This is a genomic window from Collinsella sp. An2, assembly GCF_002160065.1.
Classification (GTDB): domain Bacteria; phylum Actinomycetota; class Coriobacteriia; order Coriobacteriales; family Coriobacteriaceae; genus Limicola.
In genome coordinates this window covers 1-15,710 of sequence record NZ_NFJW01000009.1, presented here as the reverse complement: position 1 = coordinate 15,710, position 15,710 = coordinate 1, and the positions used below count along the sequence as shown (strand labels likewise).

Annotated in this window: 16 protein-coding genes; 7 read left to right on the top strand and 9 right to left on the bottom strand. The window is 62.4% G+C overall.

What is annotated here, in order from left to right:
- Positions 1 to 55 precede the first annotated feature (55 nt).
- The 5 genes from B5F33_RS06850 to B5F33_RS06830 form a co-directional block, all read right to left on the bottom strand.
- Positions 56 to 808 (bottom strand): GyrI-like domain-containing protein, encoded by a 753-nt coding sequence (locus B5F33_RS06850; protein WP_087411069.1) that lies wholly within the window; start codon positions 806 to 808, stop codon positions 56 to 58.
- Positions 809 to 1,003: 195 nt separating this feature from the next.
- Positions 1,004 to 1,630: a GNAT family N-acetyltransferase gene (locus B5F33_RS06845; protein WP_087411068.1), complete on the bottom strand. Its 627-nt coding sequence runs from the start codon at positions 1,628 to 1,630 to the stop codon at positions 1,004 to 1,006.
- Positions 1,631 to 1,766: 136 nt separating this feature from the next.
- Entirely contained in the window at positions 1,767 to 2,138 is a 372-nt protein-coding gene (locus tag B5F33_RS06840) for an MmcQ/YjbR family DNA-binding protein (RefSeq protein WP_087411067.1), read from the bottom strand.
- Between the two features lie 93 nt (positions 2,139 to 2,231).
- Positions 2,232 to 2,993: a MerR family transcriptional regulator gene (locus tag B5F33_RS06835; RefSeq protein WP_087411066.1), complete on the bottom strand. Its 762-nt coding sequence runs from the start codon at positions 2,991 to 2,993 to the stop codon at positions 2,232 to 2,234.
- Positions 2,994 to 3,119: 126 nt separating this feature from the next.
- Complete coding sequence (locus B5F33_RS06830) at positions 3,120 to 4,052, bottom strand: virulence protein RhuM/Fic/DOC family protein (protein ID WP_087411065.1); 933 nt, start codon at positions 4,050 to 4,052, stop codon at positions 3,120 to 3,122.
- 654 nt (positions 4,053 to 4,706) lie between these two features.
- Here B5F33_RS06830 and B5F33_RS06825 point away from each other — a divergent pair.
- Positions 4,707 to 5,144: a YjdF family protein gene (locus B5F33_RS06825; RefSeq protein ID WP_158095329.1), complete on the top strand. Its 438-nt coding sequence runs from the start codon at positions 4,707 to 4,709 to the stop codon at positions 5,142 to 5,144.
- Between the two features lie 46 nt (positions 5,145 to 5,190).
- Here the strand turns inward: B5F33_RS06825 and B5F33_RS06820 are convergent, their stop codons facing one another.
- Positions 5,191 to 6,072 (bottom strand): Fic family protein, encoded by an 882-nt coding sequence (locus B5F33_RS06820; RefSeq protein WP_087411063.1) that lies wholly within the window; start codon positions 6,070 to 6,072, stop codon positions 5,191 to 5,193.
- A gap of 228 nt (positions 6,073 to 6,300) precedes the next feature.
- Between B5F33_RS06820 and B5F33_RS06815 the strand changes: the two genes are divergently transcribed.
- Both B5F33_RS06815 and B5F33_RS06810 read left to right on the top strand, forming a co-directional pair.
- Entirely contained in the window at positions 6,301 to 6,801 is a 501-nt protein-coding gene (locus B5F33_RS06815) for a type II toxin-antitoxin system RelB/DinJ family antitoxin (RefSeq protein WP_087411062.1), read from the top strand.
- A complete protein-coding gene (locus B5F33_RS06810; protein ID WP_087411061.1) occupies positions 6,788 to 7,183 on the top strand; it encodes a HepT-like ribonuclease domain-containing protein in 396 nt (131 codons plus the stop codon). Before B5F33_RS06815 ends, B5F33_RS06810 begins: the two co-directional genes overlap by 14 nt.
- A gap of 36 nt (positions 7,184 to 7,219) precedes the next feature.
- On the opposite strand, the gene B5F33_RS06805 is transcribed toward B5F33_RS06810, so the two are convergent.
- Together B5F33_RS06805 and B5F33_RS06800 are read right to left on the bottom strand one after the other, a co-directional pair.
- The gene (locus B5F33_RS06805) at positions 7,220 to 8,842 is read right to left on the bottom strand and encodes an ABC transporter ATP-binding protein (protein WP_087411060.1); all 1,623 of its coding nucleotides are present in this window, start codon (positions 8,840 to 8,842) and stop codon (positions 7,220 to 7,222) included.
- A complete protein-coding gene (locus B5F33_RS06800; RefSeq protein WP_087411059.1) occupies positions 8,832 to 9,746 on the bottom strand; it encodes a helix-turn-helix transcriptional regulator in 915 nt (304 codons plus the stop codon). Before B5F33_RS06800 ends, B5F33_RS06805 begins: the two co-directional genes overlap by 11 nt.
- Before the next feature lie 385 nt (positions 9,747 to 10,131).
- On the opposite strand from B5F33_RS06800, the gene B5F33_RS06795 reads away from it, so the two are divergent.
- The 3 genes from B5F33_RS06795 (at position 10,132) to B5F33_RS06785 (ending at position 13,363) form a co-directional block, all read left to right on the top strand.
- Positions 10,132 to 11,109, top strand: a complete 978-nt coding sequence (locus B5F33_RS06795; RefSeq protein WP_158095328.1) for a helix-turn-helix transcriptional regulator — start codon at positions 10,132 to 10,134, stop codon at positions 11,107 to 11,109.
- A 146-nt stretch (positions 11,110 to 11,255) separates the two neighbouring features.
- A complete protein-coding gene (locus B5F33_RS06790; protein WP_087411057.1) occupies positions 11,256 to 11,993 on the top strand; it encodes an ABC transporter ATP-binding protein in 738 nt (245 codons plus the stop codon).
- Positions 11,972 to 13,363, top strand: a complete 1,392-nt coding sequence (locus B5F33_RS06785) for a hypothetical protein (protein ID WP_087411056.1) — start codon at positions 11,972 to 11,974, stop codon at positions 13,361 to 13,363. Before B5F33_RS06790 ends, B5F33_RS06785 begins: the two co-directional genes overlap by 22 nt.
- Before the next feature lie 44 nt (positions 13,364 to 13,407).
- Here B5F33_RS06785 and B5F33_RS06780 read toward each other — a convergent pair whose 3' ends face one another.
- Positions 13,408 to 14,250, bottom strand: coding sequence for a helix-turn-helix domain-containing protein (locus B5F33_RS06780; RefSeq protein ID WP_087411055.1), 843 nt, complete (start codon positions 14,248 to 14,250; stop codon positions 13,408 to 13,410).
- A 441-nt stretch (positions 14,251 to 14,691) separates the two neighbouring features.
- Between B5F33_RS06780 and B5F33_RS06775 the strand changes: the two genes are divergently transcribed.
- Positions 14,692 to 15,708, top strand: coding sequence for a hypothetical protein (locus B5F33_RS06775; RefSeq protein WP_087411054.1), 1,017 nt, complete (start codon positions 14,692 to 14,694; stop codon positions 15,706 to 15,708).
- Positions 15,709 to 15,710: the final 2 nt, after the last annotated feature.

The window sequence follows — 15,710 nt, the reverse complement described above, 5'->3', positions numbered from 1 at the left end:
GAAGCGACCGCCAGCCGTCAGCGGCCTGCCCGCGCGACCCCGGCTCGGCCGCCAATCAATCGACGGCGGGGCGCACGGGGTGGCGAATGACCGTCTTGAGGTTCTCCGGCTTGGTCCGGCGCGGGTCGCCCAGGTAGATCTCGTGATGCAGGCGAACCGTGGGCACGGCGCCGCCCGCATCGAGCGCCGCGAGAAGCGCCCCTCCGTCAAACGCCGCCGTGGCAACGTGACCCTCGGGCGACTCGCCACCCGAGGCGATGTCCGGCGCCAACCCCGCGGCTTCGATATATGCCGCGAGCTTGGCAATGGTCGCCGGCTCCTCGTCATAGGGGCCCTTGTGCATGACCTGCGCGCACGGCCCCTCGGCAAATCGAACAAGCCTCAGCTCATCAGAGACAAGCGCCGGGCCGAACTCAGGCTTCTTCTGAGCGACCATGTCACAGACCCGCTCGAACACCTCGGGCGTCACAAAGTCGGGCTGGCGTATGAGCGAAACCCACGAGAGCGCGTCCTTCTTGGCAATATGCAAGCCGTCGAAAGCCCCGGAGCCGGCCCACCACAGCCCCTCGAGCGGCGGCACCACGTAGTCGAAGTAGCCCTCGGGCTGCCACGGGCCCATCTTGAGCATCTTTGCCGTGTACGAGAAGGCGTAGAGCAGGCCGAGCGCCTCCTGGTAGGCCCCGCCCGCCGCGTTGGGATCGCCCGTCCCGGCCACCGCGACAAAGGTCATAGCCGGAACGTCAATGAGCGCTGGCGTGGTCTTGGGAACATAGAGGTCACGGTACTCGCGCTTGAAGTCGTACGCCATGGCGCCTCCTCGGCTCGGCTGCTTTCCAAAAGAGTATCAGAACATATGTTCTAAATCAAATGTAAGATACCTCTATACGTTTCCGCAGGCAGCAACCCCTAGGATGACCGCGAACACCGTCTGCTCCACGAACTGCCACACGACACACCGTCGAAGGTCTGGTACAGCGGCGACGCAAGCATTCTCACCATGTTGTTAGGGTTGCCTCCGGGAACATCCTTGCGCGCGCCAGTGGTCCGGCCATCGATTCCAATATCCCTGATATTCCGCTACCTCTGGCACAAAATCGACCTGATGCATGCAAAACGTCACGATTGGCTTTTTTGGAAGCCACTGCTCACGGTAGATGTAGCGCGCCGTCATACCGCAAGCTTCCATGACGGCGCCGCTGCGCGGATTGTCAACGTCATGCGTTGCCGTCAGAAACCCGAGCCCGCAAGCACGGGCCCAGGAGAATACCGCACGTAACGCCTCGCGCGCACACCCTCTGCCCCAGCTCTCGCGACGCAACGCATAGCCCACGTCATGTGCCTCATTGCAGCCGACGGTAACGAAGCCGATGAAGGAGCCGCTATCGCGCTCCTCAACGGCCCACCGCGCGTCAAGGGGCACCCCATACTGCGGCCCCTCCCCCGCATCCGCACGCCGATACCGGTCGAGGAACTTCTCGTCAAGCACTCGCTCGGCATAACGACGGGTCCGTATCCTTTCAAATGGCAGGAATCGCACCACGTCTTCATCTGAAAGCATCTCGAATAAGGCTTGGACATCCGCCTCGGTGCATCGTCGCAATCTGAGCCGCTCCGTTTCCAACGCAATCATTCGCTACCTCCAGAGCACGATGTTCGCCTTCGCTGCAACCCTATGGATGCCGCACCGAATGGCGAGCCGCCGTTTCAAGGCTCTCCGGGTTGGCGCAGCGCAGCTTCTCAGGCTGGCCGCACGCACCCGCCAGCGGCTAGACGGGCCGTGCGCGTTTAGGAAGCTTGGCGACGACGAGCTCGTAGCTCATATCGCACAAGTCGAGCACAAGCTCGCCGGGCAGATCGCAATCGAGATCGATGGAAATCCAGGTGCGTCCGTCCGAATAATAGCCGGGAAGAATCGCGTCGGGATACTCCGCGCGCAACGCCAAGATGCGATTGGGATCGCACTTGAGCGAGAGCAGATGGCGTCCCGCATAGGGCTGCTTGGCATCCCGCTTCGCCGTGAACTCGCAGGCAAACTGCTTACCACCGACCCAATAAACCATCCAGCCCCACCGCTCGTGGAACGCCTTAGTGGCGCCAGGATGGCTGAGCAGGCGCTCATCGATCGTCGCAACATCCATGACCCGCCTCGCTTCCTACAGATTTGCGCTGAGGCTGCCATCGGCTTCGATGACAGGCGGAGCTACATGCGCCTGCGTTCAATCTGCACGCGACTACGCATGAGCGAGCACGGCATCGCGCAGCCACGCAGCGCAACCGGGAACCTCGCGATCATAATACGCGGTGAAGCGCCCGTCCGCCACGTAGGACTCGGCGAGGGCTCGGTGCGCCTCGGCCGAATACGACGGCCAGGTATAGCCTAACCACCGACGATGCAAGTCGCAGATGTGCGCACCTTCCGGACCTGTCGGGTCTTTCCCCACGCGAACGGCGGCGGTGAGCGCGGCACGGATTTCGGCATCGAGCTCCTGCCAAGCTGTATAGTCCGCCTCGCTCATGTGCAACATCCTCCGATTGCTCTCTTCGACCGCCGCATCACCGAAACGGTCCCGCGCCTCCGCGCCATACCGGCGCTCGTTTTCATCTACCAGCCTGCGTTTGAACCCTTCGAACTTCTCCCGGTCTGCCATGGTAGGCCCTCCCTCCAACTCGGCGAGCGATCGCTCGACCGTTATGATCAATCCATCGAGTCGACGTCGCTCATCCCGGAGCGCATCGAGATGCTTCGCGAGCAATGCGCGCCTCTCGCCGTCCGAGGCGCTGAGCAGCGGCGCAATGTCGCGCACCGCCACGCCCAACCGGCGGAGCAGCAGGATCTCCTGTAGCCGGTCAACATCCGCGCGCCCGTAGCGACGGTAGCCGTTCTGCGCGTCGCGCTCAGGCGCCAGTAGCTCCGCCTCCTCGTAAAAGCGCAGCGTTCGCACCGAAACGCCCGAAAGCTCCGCAAGCTCGCCAATGGTATAAGAGCGGTTCATCGCGCCACCTCCTCGGCCACACGATAAACCCTTCCGTTACGGCAGGGTCAAGCGGGTAGGGACAAAAGGCTTTCGTTTTAAAAGCTGGCAGTGGCTCCCAACACCCCAAAGCGCGGATCCTCGCCCCTATGCCAAGAAGTTCATCACGAGCGCCACCATCGACTCCTTCTCTTCGGGCCGCGATTCGGCGATCATGAGCGCCACCGCTACCAGCGTGCTGTCGGAAATGCGCTTCTCGAGCCCGTTGAACAGCAGACCGTTCCGGTCGAGGAAGTAGAGAAAGAGGCTGCACCCGATGCGCTTGTTGCCGTCGACAAAGGAGTGGTTCTTGATGATGAAGTAGAGGAGGTTCGCTGCCTTTTCTTCGACCAACGGGTACAGGTCGCTTCCGCCGAATCCTTGGTAGATGGCGGCGATACTGCTGCGGAACGAATCGTCCTTCTCGCGCCCGAAGACATCGCTGTGAAAACGCGGCCGCATCTGGGCGATGAGGGCCATGCACTCGTCGTAATCCAGCACGTACGTGCCAACGGTTCCCTTGGGGCGCTCGATCTCCGCGCGGTCGTATTCGTCAAGAAGCCGGAGTGCGTCGGTGTAGCTTTCCACGATGTCGAGGATTTGACGCGACGCCAGCTCACCGGGAAGGCGTTCGATGATGCGCGCCACGATGCCGAGCTGGCGCATCCGCTCGTCGTTCTCAACATGACCTTCCATGATGAACCGGCGAAGGACACCCGTAGCCCAGCGACGGAACTCCACGCCGCGCTGCGACTTCACACGATAGCCAACGGAAATCACGACGTCGAGACTGTAGTAAGCAACCGGCCTGTCAGAATTTGCAATTTGCAAATAATGCAAATTACTCTCTTTTACCAGCTCTTTTTCTTCGAAAACATTCTTAACGTGGCGAGAAATAACCCCTACGCTCCGGTCAAACAGCTCAGACATTTGCGCCTGCGTGAGCCAAACGGTATCCGCCTGGGCATCCACCGTCACCGGCAGCGTAATTTCGCCGTCATTCGAAGTGAACAATACGATTTCGTGCTGTTGAACAGCCATAACAGAGCCTCCGCTTCTTCACGGCAATCCATGCACCTCTTAGGTGCCTCTGCGAAGTCCCAGCATTGACGGGCGCCGGGAAGCGGGAGCGCTACTCCGCCCAAAGCCGCATGTGTGCAGCCGGCCTCTTTGCTCATGGGCGGTATCCGGCATACCCGCTGACACGTACCATTGGGGGCCTCCGTGCCAACTCACATCCAGCTCTGTACTTTAGGTATATGATATCATAATTCAGAACATTTGTTCTATTTTTTTACTAATACTTCTTCGCGTTCGTCTCGCCCCGACTTACTGTCGTAAACACGGGAGCCGATGACGCGCCATGGACCATAATGGCCCCGTCCCAGAATGGGTCATCAGGAGCAAATTCCCCACTTGATGCGATTTGCCATCTGCCCGAGTTGTCGCATTTTTTGCGACAACCCGTCCATTGCAGCTTGAAACCCTCCTCCAGGCTTGCCTCGTCCGGTACCTTGTGCCAAACCATAACCCGACCGATTGCCCGAAGCGGGTCCGCTCAGTTACACTACCCCCAGAAGATCAAATCACGGCCCCGTTGGGTAGTCGGGGCGCGGTCACCTGGCCGTCCGTAGCCTGCCGCATGCGCGGTTGTCCCTTCTTCGCATGACCTTGTCGAGTCAAGGAGGTTTTGTCATGCGAACGTTGGACGAAAGAGCTACGGTTTCCACCACATTGACTGTATTTTTTGACGGGCAGTTCTGGGTGGGCGTCGCAGAACGCCGAAGTGCAGGTGGCGTCGAGGCGTGTCGAATAGTCTTCGGCGCCGAACCGACTAACGAGGAAATCTATCAGCTCGTGCTCAAAAAATGGGCAACTTTGTCGTTCTCATCTGCCGTTGAAGATGCGACGATGCGGCGCAAGAATGGCAATCCCAAGCGGCGCCAGCGTGCGGCGGCGCGGGAAGCAGCACGCGCTCGACCAAGCACCAAAGCACAGGAAGCGCTTGCCGTAATGCGGGAATCACGCAAAGACGCACGGCATGCGCATCAAGCGGCGTTACGACAAGCAGACAAACAGGAGCGATACGAGCAGAAGCAGGCAAAAAGGCATCGCAAGCGCAAGGGACATTGACATAGCGTGGGCCAAACGGGCCAGGGCGGCCCCGTCTCAAAATAGGTCACTCAATCCGAAATCGTCGCATAAGCTCGTTGAACGCATCCTGAGCCGCCAGGCATGTATCCAGCAAATACCCCGGCTCGCGGTCCCATGCGCTGAGTCCGCGATAGTAGAAGAGCTTGATCTCATCCGTGATGATAAATGGCACCACGCGATGGCGCAGGCACTCCTTGAACATCACCAGCCGGCCCACGCGGCCGTTGCCATCCTGGAACGGATGGATGCGTTCAAACGCCACATGAAAGGCAACGATGTCTTCGAGCGACTTTGGTGCGTCCGAGCGCTCGTAGCTGTCGATGAGCTCGCGCATACGCGCAGACACTTCCTCGGGCGCCACAGTCTCACGCCCGCCGACCTCGTTGGGCAGCAGCTTGTACTCCCCCGTCCGGAACCATGATTTACGACTATCGCTCGTCCCACTTTTGAGCTGCAAATGTAGCTGCTTGATCATGCGCTCACTCAACCGCCGCTCAGCCGCATCGATTACCATGTCGATGCAGCGAAAATGGTGTGCAGTCTCCACAATGTCGTCCACGTTCACGCGCTCCGCGATGCCCAGCGTGTTCGTTTCAAAAATATGGCGTGTCTGCTCGTGCGTCAGACGGCTACCCTCGATGTGGTTCGAGTTGTATGTCAGCTCAATCTGCACATGGTGATAGATGCCCCCCGAGATGCCGGAAGCCTTTTCACGTCGCAGCGCCTCGAGCAGCCCAACCGGCCGCGTTGACACGCGAGGCTTGCGCGAAGGCTTCTCCGCGCCCTCGGGAATGGCCCATGTCTTGCCGATAAGCTCCGCACCCGGCACGCGTCCTTGCGCGCAGTATCCACGCACCGAGCGCTCCGAGACACCCCACGCCTTAGCTGCTTGTGCAACGGTCCACATAGCTCCCAGGCTCCTTCCGTTATCGGCACTTTATCATGCAATATTTTACAATTTATGTCGAATTATTTTGCCGCTAGCGAAATGTGGAGCATCTTTTGCTCGCAACAGATGTGGTGGCAGCTGCAGTCGCCGGATTCCGCTCGCCCTGAGCCAGAATAGCCTGCCTCAGAATGAGTTACGCCCACAATGCACGCAATATGCTATACAATGTCATACAGAGGTGATCATATGGCGCAATCGGTTCTCAGCGTACGCATGGACAGTGACACCAAGGCCGCCTTCGCCGCGTTTTGCGAAGAAGTGGGCATGAGCGTTTCGACCGCAATCAATCTGTTCGCGCGGCAAACGCTTCGGGAGCGACGCATTCCCTTTGAGATCAGCACCGAGCCTGCGCATACTCGCACGGCATCGCAACCCGCACAACGAGTCCTCTCACGCGACGAAATAGCCACCGCTGTCGCCCAAGCCGCTATGCGCAAGCCGGGTATCTTGCGCGTCATGCTCTTTGGTTCATACGCGCGCGGAGAGGCGCGACCGGACAGCGACATTGACCTGCGCGTTTCCTATGACGAAGGAACGCTTACGCTCTTTGGTCTGTCAGAGTTCCTCCAAGATGTTCAAGCAGCCACGGGCAAATCGGTCGACATCGTTTCTCGACACGACCTGGGAAACGACGAGTTTGCCCGAGAGATTGAGCGTGATGGGGTGACGATCTATGAGCGCCCGTAATTCGGACGACGGCCGTGTTCTTGAGCTCTGGCGCATTCTAAACGAGACGAAGGCGCGCGTGAGTGCCCTCGGGCTCACCAAAGAGCGTTTTGTATCAGACGAATCGCTACAGGGGCGCATCAACGTCGATGCAATCTTCATGTGCGTCTTTCACGTCACCGAAGAAGCAGGCAACATGTCCGACGAGACGCAGCGTGCTTACCCCGACATTCCCTGGCGGGCCATCCATGGCATGCGCAACATCTTTGCCCACGACTACGGCAAGCTCGACCGCGCCGTTATCTGGAGCGCCGTAACCGACGATTTCCCCACACTCAAATCGTTTTGCCTGAAATATGCCGAGCGCCGCAATATCAAACTCGACGGCTACAAGCCGGAATGAGCCCGCTCCTGGATAACTCAGATAGGCGGATATAAGCTAGAGCTCAATCACCTGCTCCGCGACCTCATTGAAAAGCCCCTCATGATCAACCACGATTACAAGATGCTCGCAAGCAAGTTGGCTCAGAAGGGCGCGTAGCGCTGTCCGCGCTTCTCGGTCGAGCCCGGTTGCCGGCTCGTCAAGTAAGATCACATCCGCGCCACGCAATAGAGCACGAGCAAGGGCGACCCGCTGGCGCTCGCCGCCCGAGAGAAGCGAGCCGGATGGCCCCACAACCGTGGCGTCTCCCTCCGGAAGCCGCGCTATCACCTCTTCAAGCCCGGAGGCCACAAGAGCCGACTGGTATGCCGCATCGTCAATGTCTTCGGCGCCAAACAGCACGTTGTCACGCAGGCTTGCATTGAGCATAAATGGACGTTGCTGAACGACAGCACAATGCGCACACCATGAATCCGAAGAAATATCTTGGAGCGGTATGCCGTCCACAAGGATCTCCCCTTTCCATCCCTCGACTCGTCCGAGCAGGATTCCCAACAGCGTGGATTTGCCCGAGCCGTTTGAACCTTCCACCGCAACGAGCGAAGGACGTCGCAGCGTTGCCGAAAGACCACCAAGGATAAGTCGCATACCACCGCCATACTGGAAGAACAGGCTCTTGATCTCGATGGCGCGTATCGGCCGAGCAAGCTCGACACCACCGCGCCGGCTGGACTCGGGAAACGCTTCTGCGATGCGTCCAAGGGCAGCAAAAGCCGGTTGCACCGTGATTGCCGCTGAGACAGCGACGAGAAAGGGGCTGTAAATCCGCGCCGCAAGCTGCACGGTAGCGATGGTACGCCCAACCGAGAGCGAGCCCGCGAGCCCCGCACAGGCAACGTAGACGAGCGAGGCGCTCGCCGTTGAGAGGAGCGACATCCCCTCGCCTGTGAACGCAGCCAGCACACTCTGACGCACCGAGGTCGATCTGACCCGCTCGCTCGCACCGCCAACCCGTCCGGCAACCAGCTTTACACCTTCCGACGCAGCAGCCTCCTCACGCCCGGACACCGCCTCGGCAACCGTACCGGCAAGCCCCGCGCTCGCCTCGATGGCGGCAACAACAGAAGCCCGGTAGCCCCTCAACGACCGCACCGCGCACCATACATAGATGGGCACGGGTACGAGCGTAAGGGCAAGCACCGCAGGACTCATCGTCGCCACGGCCGCCGCAGCACCTGCCGCCTGCAACAAGCTGCTGACAAACGTAAAGCTCGTTTTTGAAAACAGGGACGAGACGCGTGACGCCTCGGTGATCCGCGCCGCGATATAGCCGTTATCGCGCCCCGCCATCCAGTTCATGCTCGCGTCGAAGGTGCGGCGCACAAGCTCCTTCCTAAGATCCGCCGCCACGTCTTCACCCACCTCTGAAAGAACGCGAGCCGCAAGCACCGAGGAGATTGACTGAGCAGCCGTGGCCGCAACGAGCGCACCCGCGAGCGCGGCGACAAGGGGAACATTGCCGGTTGAAAGCCCCTGATCGATGAGATGCTGGGTAATAAAGGCCGGCAGGATCGCCACAAGAGAGTACATGGCGAGCAGAACGACGGCCCCGGCGAGCTGCCTGGTGCGAGCGCGCACAAACGGAGCGATGAGGCGGAGCGCCCGAGCATCAGTCCTCATGACCGGTTGCCTCCCCGTTTACCAGGCGCTGGACGGCCGCTACGATCTCCTGATAGCGTGGGTCGCCTCCCGCAAACTCCCGCCACGTGTCTGATGCAACCTGCTCCGCAACGGCTTGCTTCAGCACCGCTGCTGCCCCAGCAGCCTGGCGTGTCTTGTGCTCAGCCCACGCGTCTCCGGCATGCGCCGGGTCAAGCCTGCTGCCCATGCGATCCCAAAGCGGTGCGTCAACGCGGCCGAGCTTGCGATAGACAGAGGCGAGCAGCATCACCGCGGCTCCGGCGTCCCGCCGCTTTGCCAGCGGCTCCAGGAGCGCTGCCGCGTCCTCATAGCGCCCCACCTGAAAGAGCGTCGTTGCCTTTTGCTGCTGCGCAAGGAAGAGCGTTGCCGGTTCCGCGGCGACATCGAGCATGCAATCAAGCAGCTTGAGTGCTTCGCCCGCGAGCGCGGCGGCATCGGGTGCGCCACTCGGGTCCCCCGCATCTGCACCGTTCCGCTCAGCTGCAGATCCCTGCGGCGCCTCGGTGCCGGTAGCCCACGTCGTCAGCAGAGATGCCATCATGAGCAGCAGGTTCGCATCCGAGTAATGCTCCGCCACGAGCTCGCGCAGCCGCGCGTACGCCGCGGGGAGATCCCGCTCGCCCAACGCGTAGACCTCGGCGTAGAGCGCAGCCGACTCCCCCTCTGTGAGCTCGTCGCGCCAGTCAAAAAGCTCGTCCATCGTGAGCGAGAAGTACGCGGCGATCCGCGGCAAAAGACTCACATCTGGTAGGCTCTGCGTGAGCTCCCATTTTGAGACCGCGGCTTTCGAAACCCCCAAGTGGCTGGCGAGCTCCTCCTGCGTGACGCCCATGCGGCGCCGCTCGCGCGCGATCGCGCGCCCGATGTTGAGCGAAGCATCCATTTCAGGCCTCCCCATCAGATACGTTGCCTTCAAGGCTTCTGCGTTCAGCCGCTTCGTTGCTTCCATTATTTGGTCAACTGTCTATGGATTCAATGGAGCCCTGGTTGACCTTTTGAGCGAGCAGTCAACCGCTGGACGAACTCAGGGGCCGGCGCCAACCGTCACTCGTCACACAGCCTCTCGCGGCGCTTTCGCCACGAACCGACCGCTCCCCTCTCAGCAGTTGACACGCCGCTGACCTGCGCATGTCACCTTTGGTTGACGTCGGCAGTGATCAGAAAGCCACCGGAAGTTGGTTTTCGTCCATAGCCTCGACGCTAGCATGAGATGTGCCACAGGACGCAATGCCAACGACGCATCTCAGCATATAAGGACGGTGCAAGCGATGGGCTTTCGAGAAAACTGCCAGCACATGCGGACGGCACACAACATGACGCAGGAGCAGCTCGCCATGCTGCTTGGGGTAAGCCGCCAGTCGGTTAACAAATGGGAGGCGGGGAAGGCCTATCCCGAGCTGGAGAAGCTGGTGAAACTCTGCGACCTCTTCGGCTGTTCGCTGGACGAGCTTGTCAGAGGAGACGTGACCTGCCGCGACGAGGAAGCGACCGCATGGACGCCTCTTGGAGGAACCCCTCAGGATGTGTCTGGATACGACGAAGCGGCTCGCTCCTACGCGGCACGCATGGCGATGGGAATCGCCGCTCTCTGCGCCGTGGAATCGGCCGCCCTTCTCCTGGCAGGCCTGTTTCCATCGGCAGGCTTCGCGCATGCAGCTCCTGTTGTAGCTTCTGCCGCGGCGCTCGTCGGCCTCGCTATCGGGACCGCCATCATCCTGCCCGCTCGATTTCGCCGGAAGTGGTTTTTCAAAGACCACCCGTTCGTCGAAGACTTCTACACCTCGAAGCAAAAACGACAGGCGGACATTGAAAGGTCGACCGGGCTTGCCATCGGGGCGCTCCTCGTCGTTTCCGGTGCTGTTGTGGCGTTTTTGACCGGTTCCAATGCCTGGGTCGCAGGAGGACTGTTCGTGCTTCTGGCGGGATTAGGCGTCTCGGCTGCGGCGTGGGGGCTTATATCTGGCGGACGATGCGATCTCGATGCGTATAACCGCAAAGCGCTTGGAGGCCTGAGCGAGCAGGACATCGACGCCATGGATGACGGCGACATCAGGGCTCGCGCCGAGCGTGCGAAAAGGGTGCGAAGCGTCTGCACCGTAATCATGCTGGCATCAACCGCCCTGGCACTCGTCCTCCTGTTTGTGCCACCCCTGCACGCTCAGAGCAGTTTCTGGGTGCCGTGGGCGGTCGGCGGCATTGGCTGCTGCATTGCCCGCGCACGCCTTTACCCCAAGGACGGAAACTGAGGCGCGAGCACAAAGGCTAGGGCCGTAAGCATCAGAAGTTGAAGCTGCGGATTCGAAGAGCGAACGGGGCCCGCCGCATCTCAGCGTGAATGGACCCGCCGCATCTCAGCGTGAATAAGCCCTCAACAACCATTACGGAGGATCTCATGAGCGTCCTGGTGTCTGCGCGCGCCGTGTGCAAATCGTTTCCTGTCGGCCGGAGCCGATGGCGGCGAAGGAGCGTCCGCGTTCTCAACGACATCAACATCGAGGTTCGCGCAGGCGAGATGGTCGCAATTGTCGGCCCTTCCGGCTCGGGCAAATCGACGCTGCTCTACTGCCTTTCAGGGTCGGAAGCGTTCGATTCGGGATCGGTGCGCGTCGCCGAGCGTGAGCTGCACGGCGCCGCCCCCGATACCATCTTCGAGATCCGTCGAGACCACATTACCTTCGTCTTCCAATCACACAATCTCATCCCCTCGCTTTCCGCAAGCGAGAACGTCGCCCTGCCCGCCCGGCTCGCCGGCCATCCCCTTTCACGCAAACAGGTGAACGAGGCGCTGGAACGCGTAGGCCTTGCCCAGCGAGCACGAGCACGCATCGACACGCTATCGGGCGGCGAGCGCCAACGGGTCGCCGTTGCGCGCGCCCTTGCCAGCGATGCCCAGATCGTGTTCGCCGATGAGCCGACTGCCTCCCTCGACTCGCACAACGCCAGCAACGTCTTGCATCTGCTGCGGGCTGTGCCGACCGACCCTGCAAGATCGGTCGTTATGGTCACTCATAACCTGGAAGCGGCGGCGCTGGCCGACCGCGTCGTTCTGCTGCGCGACGGCAGCGTCGCCGGCGAACTGGCGCGCCCAACCGCCCAGGAGATTCTGGAATGGATGGAGGCCAGCAGATGACGCATCTGGTATTCGCCGAGCTCCGTCGCAACGCCGCAACGTGGGCAGGCGCATTCGCGGTCGCCGTGGCATGTGGCTTCGTTGGTGGATGGGGCGCGTCGATGCTTGCCACGACGCACGCACAAACCTCCCTTGGATTTTGGGGCGACATGGTGCTGGCGTTTTCCGCCCCTTCCGCGGCAGCGGTCGTGTCCTCGGCGTCTCGCCTTGCCGTCGTAGCACAACGACGTTCTTTCGCGCTGTGGCAGCTAGCAAATGTAAGCCCCCGCCTCATCGCGCGCATCGTACGCGCCCAACTTGCCACCGTGGGCTTCGTAGGAGCGGCCTTCGGGACTGCTCTCGAGGCCGCATCGGTTCGGCCGCTCTTTCCGCTCGTGTTCTGCTCGCCCTACTACCAGACCATTTCCCACACCACCGTAGATGTGGGACTCCCCCTCATGCCATGGATATGGCTTGGAAGCGCTGCGGTCTTTGTCCTTGGCGGCGCTCGCAGCGCGCGTCTTGCCGGAACCACTCCGCCGATTGCTGCCTTACAAACAGCTGACGACGGTCCTCTTCCCAGCGGCCACCCTGGTACCCGTCCGCATGGCGCCCGGATAAGGCGCGCTGCAGCGGCCCTCGTCCCGATGGCGCTGTTTGGCCTCGCCTCGTCCTCTCTCTACGGGGCGGATCCCACATCGTCGAGCCAATGGAGCGTATCCCCGTTTCTTCCCCTGCTGGCTTCCGCCGCCTTCGCCGTCGCTGCCCCGCTTCTTTTACCCTCGCTGTTCGCGGCATGGACCCGCCCGATTCCGCAACGATGTACCCCTTGGATGCTCGCGCGGGCAAGCGCCCGCCACAGCCTAACGTCAAGCACCGCGATGGAGGTCCCCGTCGCGGTCGGCATCGGCGTGGTGTGCGGTGTGAGCTCGATATCCGACACGCTCCAGGAATACATCGCCCGCAACGGCATTGTCGACATGGCGGCCTCACTGGATTTCACGTCGATGCTGTTGCTGTTTGGCGGTCCCGTAATCCTGTGCGCCGTAGGTGCAGCCTCAAGCGTCATCATGACCTCCCGCGCCCTCACAAACGATGCGCGTCTTCTGGCGGCATGTGGAGCCCGACGCACGACGATCGTCGCTGCGCGCGTCCTCGAAGTCGTCGCGCACACGGTAAACGCTCTGATTGCCGGTCTGCTTATTGCCCTCGTATCGGACGCTGTGGTCTCGACGGCAGCAGGGCTGCCCGCGCTGTGCGGATTTTCCCCTATCCCTGCCATGGCGATCGCTGCCCTAGGGCTGCTCCTGCTTGCGAGCAGCATGTTGGCACCCACCGTCGCCGCAGTTCGCAGCCCCTATGGCATACCCATGCCCAACGATGCAGCGTGACGCTAGGAACCTGCAAGCGGGCATGCTTGAGTAGATGCGCTTGCTTACTTCGTGGGCCCGCCGGCACGACGGCGTCCATCGACCCAGAAGACGGCAAGGGTGACCGCTCCGCCTGCAATGGCAAACCAGGTCTTTGGCAAGGCGAGGGCGTCGGCCGCCGCAGCAAGCGCAACGGCACCCGCTATCCACAGCGCGGGCAGAACCGCCGCCGTCCATACCGAATGGGTGAAGCGGCCCAGAGCATACGAGCCGGCAAAGGCAGCGACGGCACCAACCACAACAGCAAGGCCGATGAACGCTTGTGTGTCGAGCACCAGGCTGCCCGCCACAAGCACGCCGATGCCCACGACGAGCCCCGCGAACACCTGCAGCACGAGGCCCATGACGTGCGCCGCCGTACTCTGCCGCACCGCCTCGGCGGGCTCGCCCGTCGCCGCACCAAGAAGCTCGGCCACGCTTTTGGCCGTCTGCCCCTGCTCGGCATTGTCCCGTCGCGCGACCAAGGCCACGATTGCAGACGCCAGCACGAGCACAGCAAGCAAAAGTCTCAGCACCGGCTCCAGATAATCGCGATCCACCATCGCCGTAATAGCGAGCACCACAACCACGGTAATCTCCACCGCGCCGAGCACTGCCGCATAGGTCTTCGTCCGCTGCTCGTTTTGCTCCACCATGCCGCGCATCTCGTCCACGTCTCCTTTTACGAGCTCGTCAATCGTAGTATCGAAGAGATTTGCGAGCAAAAGCATGCTCTGGACATCGGGCAAGGTTCGGTTTGTTTCCCAATGGCTAATGGTGACGCGACTCACGTAGAGCTTCTGCGCGAGGTCTTCCTGCGAGAGTCCGAGCGCCTGGCGCCGCTCCTTGATCTGGTTGCCGATGTCCATAGCCGCCCCTTCTCGTCATCTTCTCGACACCCCGAGCGTAAGGCAAATGCGCTGAGTACGCTGTATAACGTGGTTTACATGGCTTTTGACCTGGGATGATAGCAAACGAAGGCAGCCAGCACATCGGCGCCTTCACGCAGGAGCGGCGTCACACGGCTGCTCGGCCACAGACCCGGCTGCTCATGCCCACAGCTCGGCAACAGCCGCTGCCGCTCGCGCCCGCTGCTCAGCCACAGCCCCGGCCGCTCGTGCACGCTGCTCGGCCACGGCCCCTCCGTGCGTGTCCGCCGCTCGACCACAGACCCGCCGCGTGCCCGCCCCTCGCCCTCGCAAACGAAGTCCTCGATTTTGCCGTTTTTGGGCTATGTTAGACATTCTTGGAGGCTCGTGTCCGCACGCGGTGGGACCATCTTCCCGTCAACGAGAGACGGGAGGGGCGCCATGGGCTGCGCGGTCGAGGAAGTGGTGAGGGCGGCACTCGGGCTGGACGCCGGGGACCGGGCCGCGGTCGCCGGGGCGATCGTCGTGTCGCTCGCCGAGGAGGGCGCGGCCCGCGCCCGCGCGGAGCTCGCGGAGCCGTCCTGCTGCCCCAGGTGCGGCGCGGGCGCCCCGGCGCGGCGCGGGCGCGACGCGCGCGGCAGGCAGCGCTGGCTCTGCCGGGGGTGCGGCAGGTCGTTCACCAAGGAGTCGTTCGGGCTGCTCTCCCGCTCCCACCTGCCGGCGTCCACCTGGGCGGAGTACGCCCGGGCCTTCGCGGAGGGGGCCACCCTCAGGGACTGCGCGGAGCGCTGCGGGGTGTGCCTCAAGACCTCCTTCTTCATGCGGCACAGGATGTGCGAGATGCTCGGGATCGAGACGGTGACCCTCCGCCCGTCGGGCGCGCCCGTGGAGGCCGACGAGGCCTACCTGCCCGCCAGCTTCTCGGGCAACCACTCGCGCGACCCCTCGTTCAGCCCCGGGAGGCCCTCCCGCAGGCGGGGCGGGACGGGCGGGGGCCGGAGGCGCCAGGAGCGCCTGATCACCCTCGCCGACGGCCGGGGCGGCAGCGAGGTCGGGGTGGCCTGGGGCAGCCCGCTGGGCTCCGCCGTCGCCATGATGCGCTCGAGCCTCGGGGCCTCGTGCGTCGTCAGGACCGAGAGGGGCGGCCAGATGGGGCACGCGGCCAGGCTCGCCGGGCTGGCGCAGGAGCGCGCCGAGGGGCGGGTCAACGCCGTGAACGCCGTGCACTCGCGCATCAAGCGCTTCATGCGGCGGTTCGACGGGGTCAGCTCCAGGAGGATGCAGTCGTACATGTGGTGGTTCTCCTGGGCGGACACCGCGACCGGCGGGGTGGCCGGCCGGCTCCGGGAGCTCATCGCCCTCATCCCGGTGGGGCGGTACAGGACGACCTGGCGGGCGATGGTGGAGGCCCCGTACCCGCCCCCGCCGGTGCCTATCTGCGCCTCCAAGAATGTCTAACA

Bases quoted from the DNA above. Each gene is read 5' to 3' on its own strand.
- B5F33_RS06785 (WP_087411056.1), top strand. From the start codon at position 11,972: ATGGATGGAGGCCAGCAGATGACGCATCTGGTATTCGCCGAGCTCCGT.
- B5F33_RS06805 (WP_087411060.1), bottom strand. From the start codon at position 8,842: ATGAGGACTGATGCTCGGGCGCTCCGCCTCATCGCTCCGTTTGTGCGC.
- B5F33_RS06830 (WP_087411065.1), bottom strand. From the start codon at position 4,052: ATGGCTGTTCAACAGCACGAAATCGTATTGTTCACTTCGAATGACGGC.
- B5F33_RS06790 (WP_087411057.1), top strand. From the start codon at position 11,256: ATGAGCGTCCTGGTGTCTGCGCGCGCCGTGTGCAAATCGTTTCCTGTC.
- B5F33_RS06820 (WP_087411063.1), bottom strand. From the start codon at position 6,072: ATGTGGACCGTTGCACAAGCAGCTAAGGCGTGGGGTGTCTCGGAGCGC.
- B5F33_RS06835 (WP_087411066.1), bottom strand. From the start codon at position 2,993: ATGAACCGCTCTTATACCATTGGCGAGCTTGCGGAGCTTTCGGGCGTT.
- B5F33_RS06840 (WP_087411067.1), bottom strand. From the start codon at position 2,138: ATGGATGTTGCGACGATCGATGAGCGCCTGCTCAGCCATCCTGGCGCC.
- B5F33_RS06810 (WP_087411061.1), top strand. From the start codon at position 6,788: ATGAGCGCCCGTAATTCGGACGACGGCCGTGTTCTTGAGCTCTGGCGC.
- B5F33_RS06800 (WP_087411059.1), bottom strand. From the start codon at position 9,746: ATGGATGCTTCGCTCAACATCGGGCGCGCGATCGCGCGCGAGCGGCGC.
- B5F33_RS06795 (WP_158095328.1), top strand. From the start codon at position 10,132: ATGGGCTTTCGAGAAAACTGCCAGCACATGCGGACGGCACACAACATG.
- B5F33_RS06815 (WP_087411062.1), top strand. From the start codon at position 6,301: ATGGCGCAATCGGTTCTCAGCGTACGCATGGACAGTGACACCAAGGCC.
- B5F33_RS06780 (WP_087411055.1), bottom strand. From the start codon at position 14,250: ATGGACATCGGCAACCAGATCAAGGAGCGGCGCCAGGCGCTCGGACTC.
- B5F33_RS06775 (WP_087411054.1), top strand. From the start codon at position 14,692: ATGGGCTGCGCGGTCGAGGAAGTGGTGAGGGCGGCACTCGGGCTGGAC.
- B5F33_RS06825 (WP_158095329.1), top strand. From the start codon at position 4,707: ATGCGAACGTTGGACGAAAGAGCTACGGTTTCCACCACATTGACTGTA.
- B5F33_RS06845 (WP_087411068.1), bottom strand. From the start codon at position 1,630: ATGATTGCGTTGGAAACGGAGCGGCTCAGATTGCGACGATGCACCGAG.
- B5F33_RS06850 (WP_087411069.1), bottom strand. From the start codon at position 808: ATGGCGTACGACTTCAAGCGCGAGTACCGTGACCTCTATGTTCCCAAG.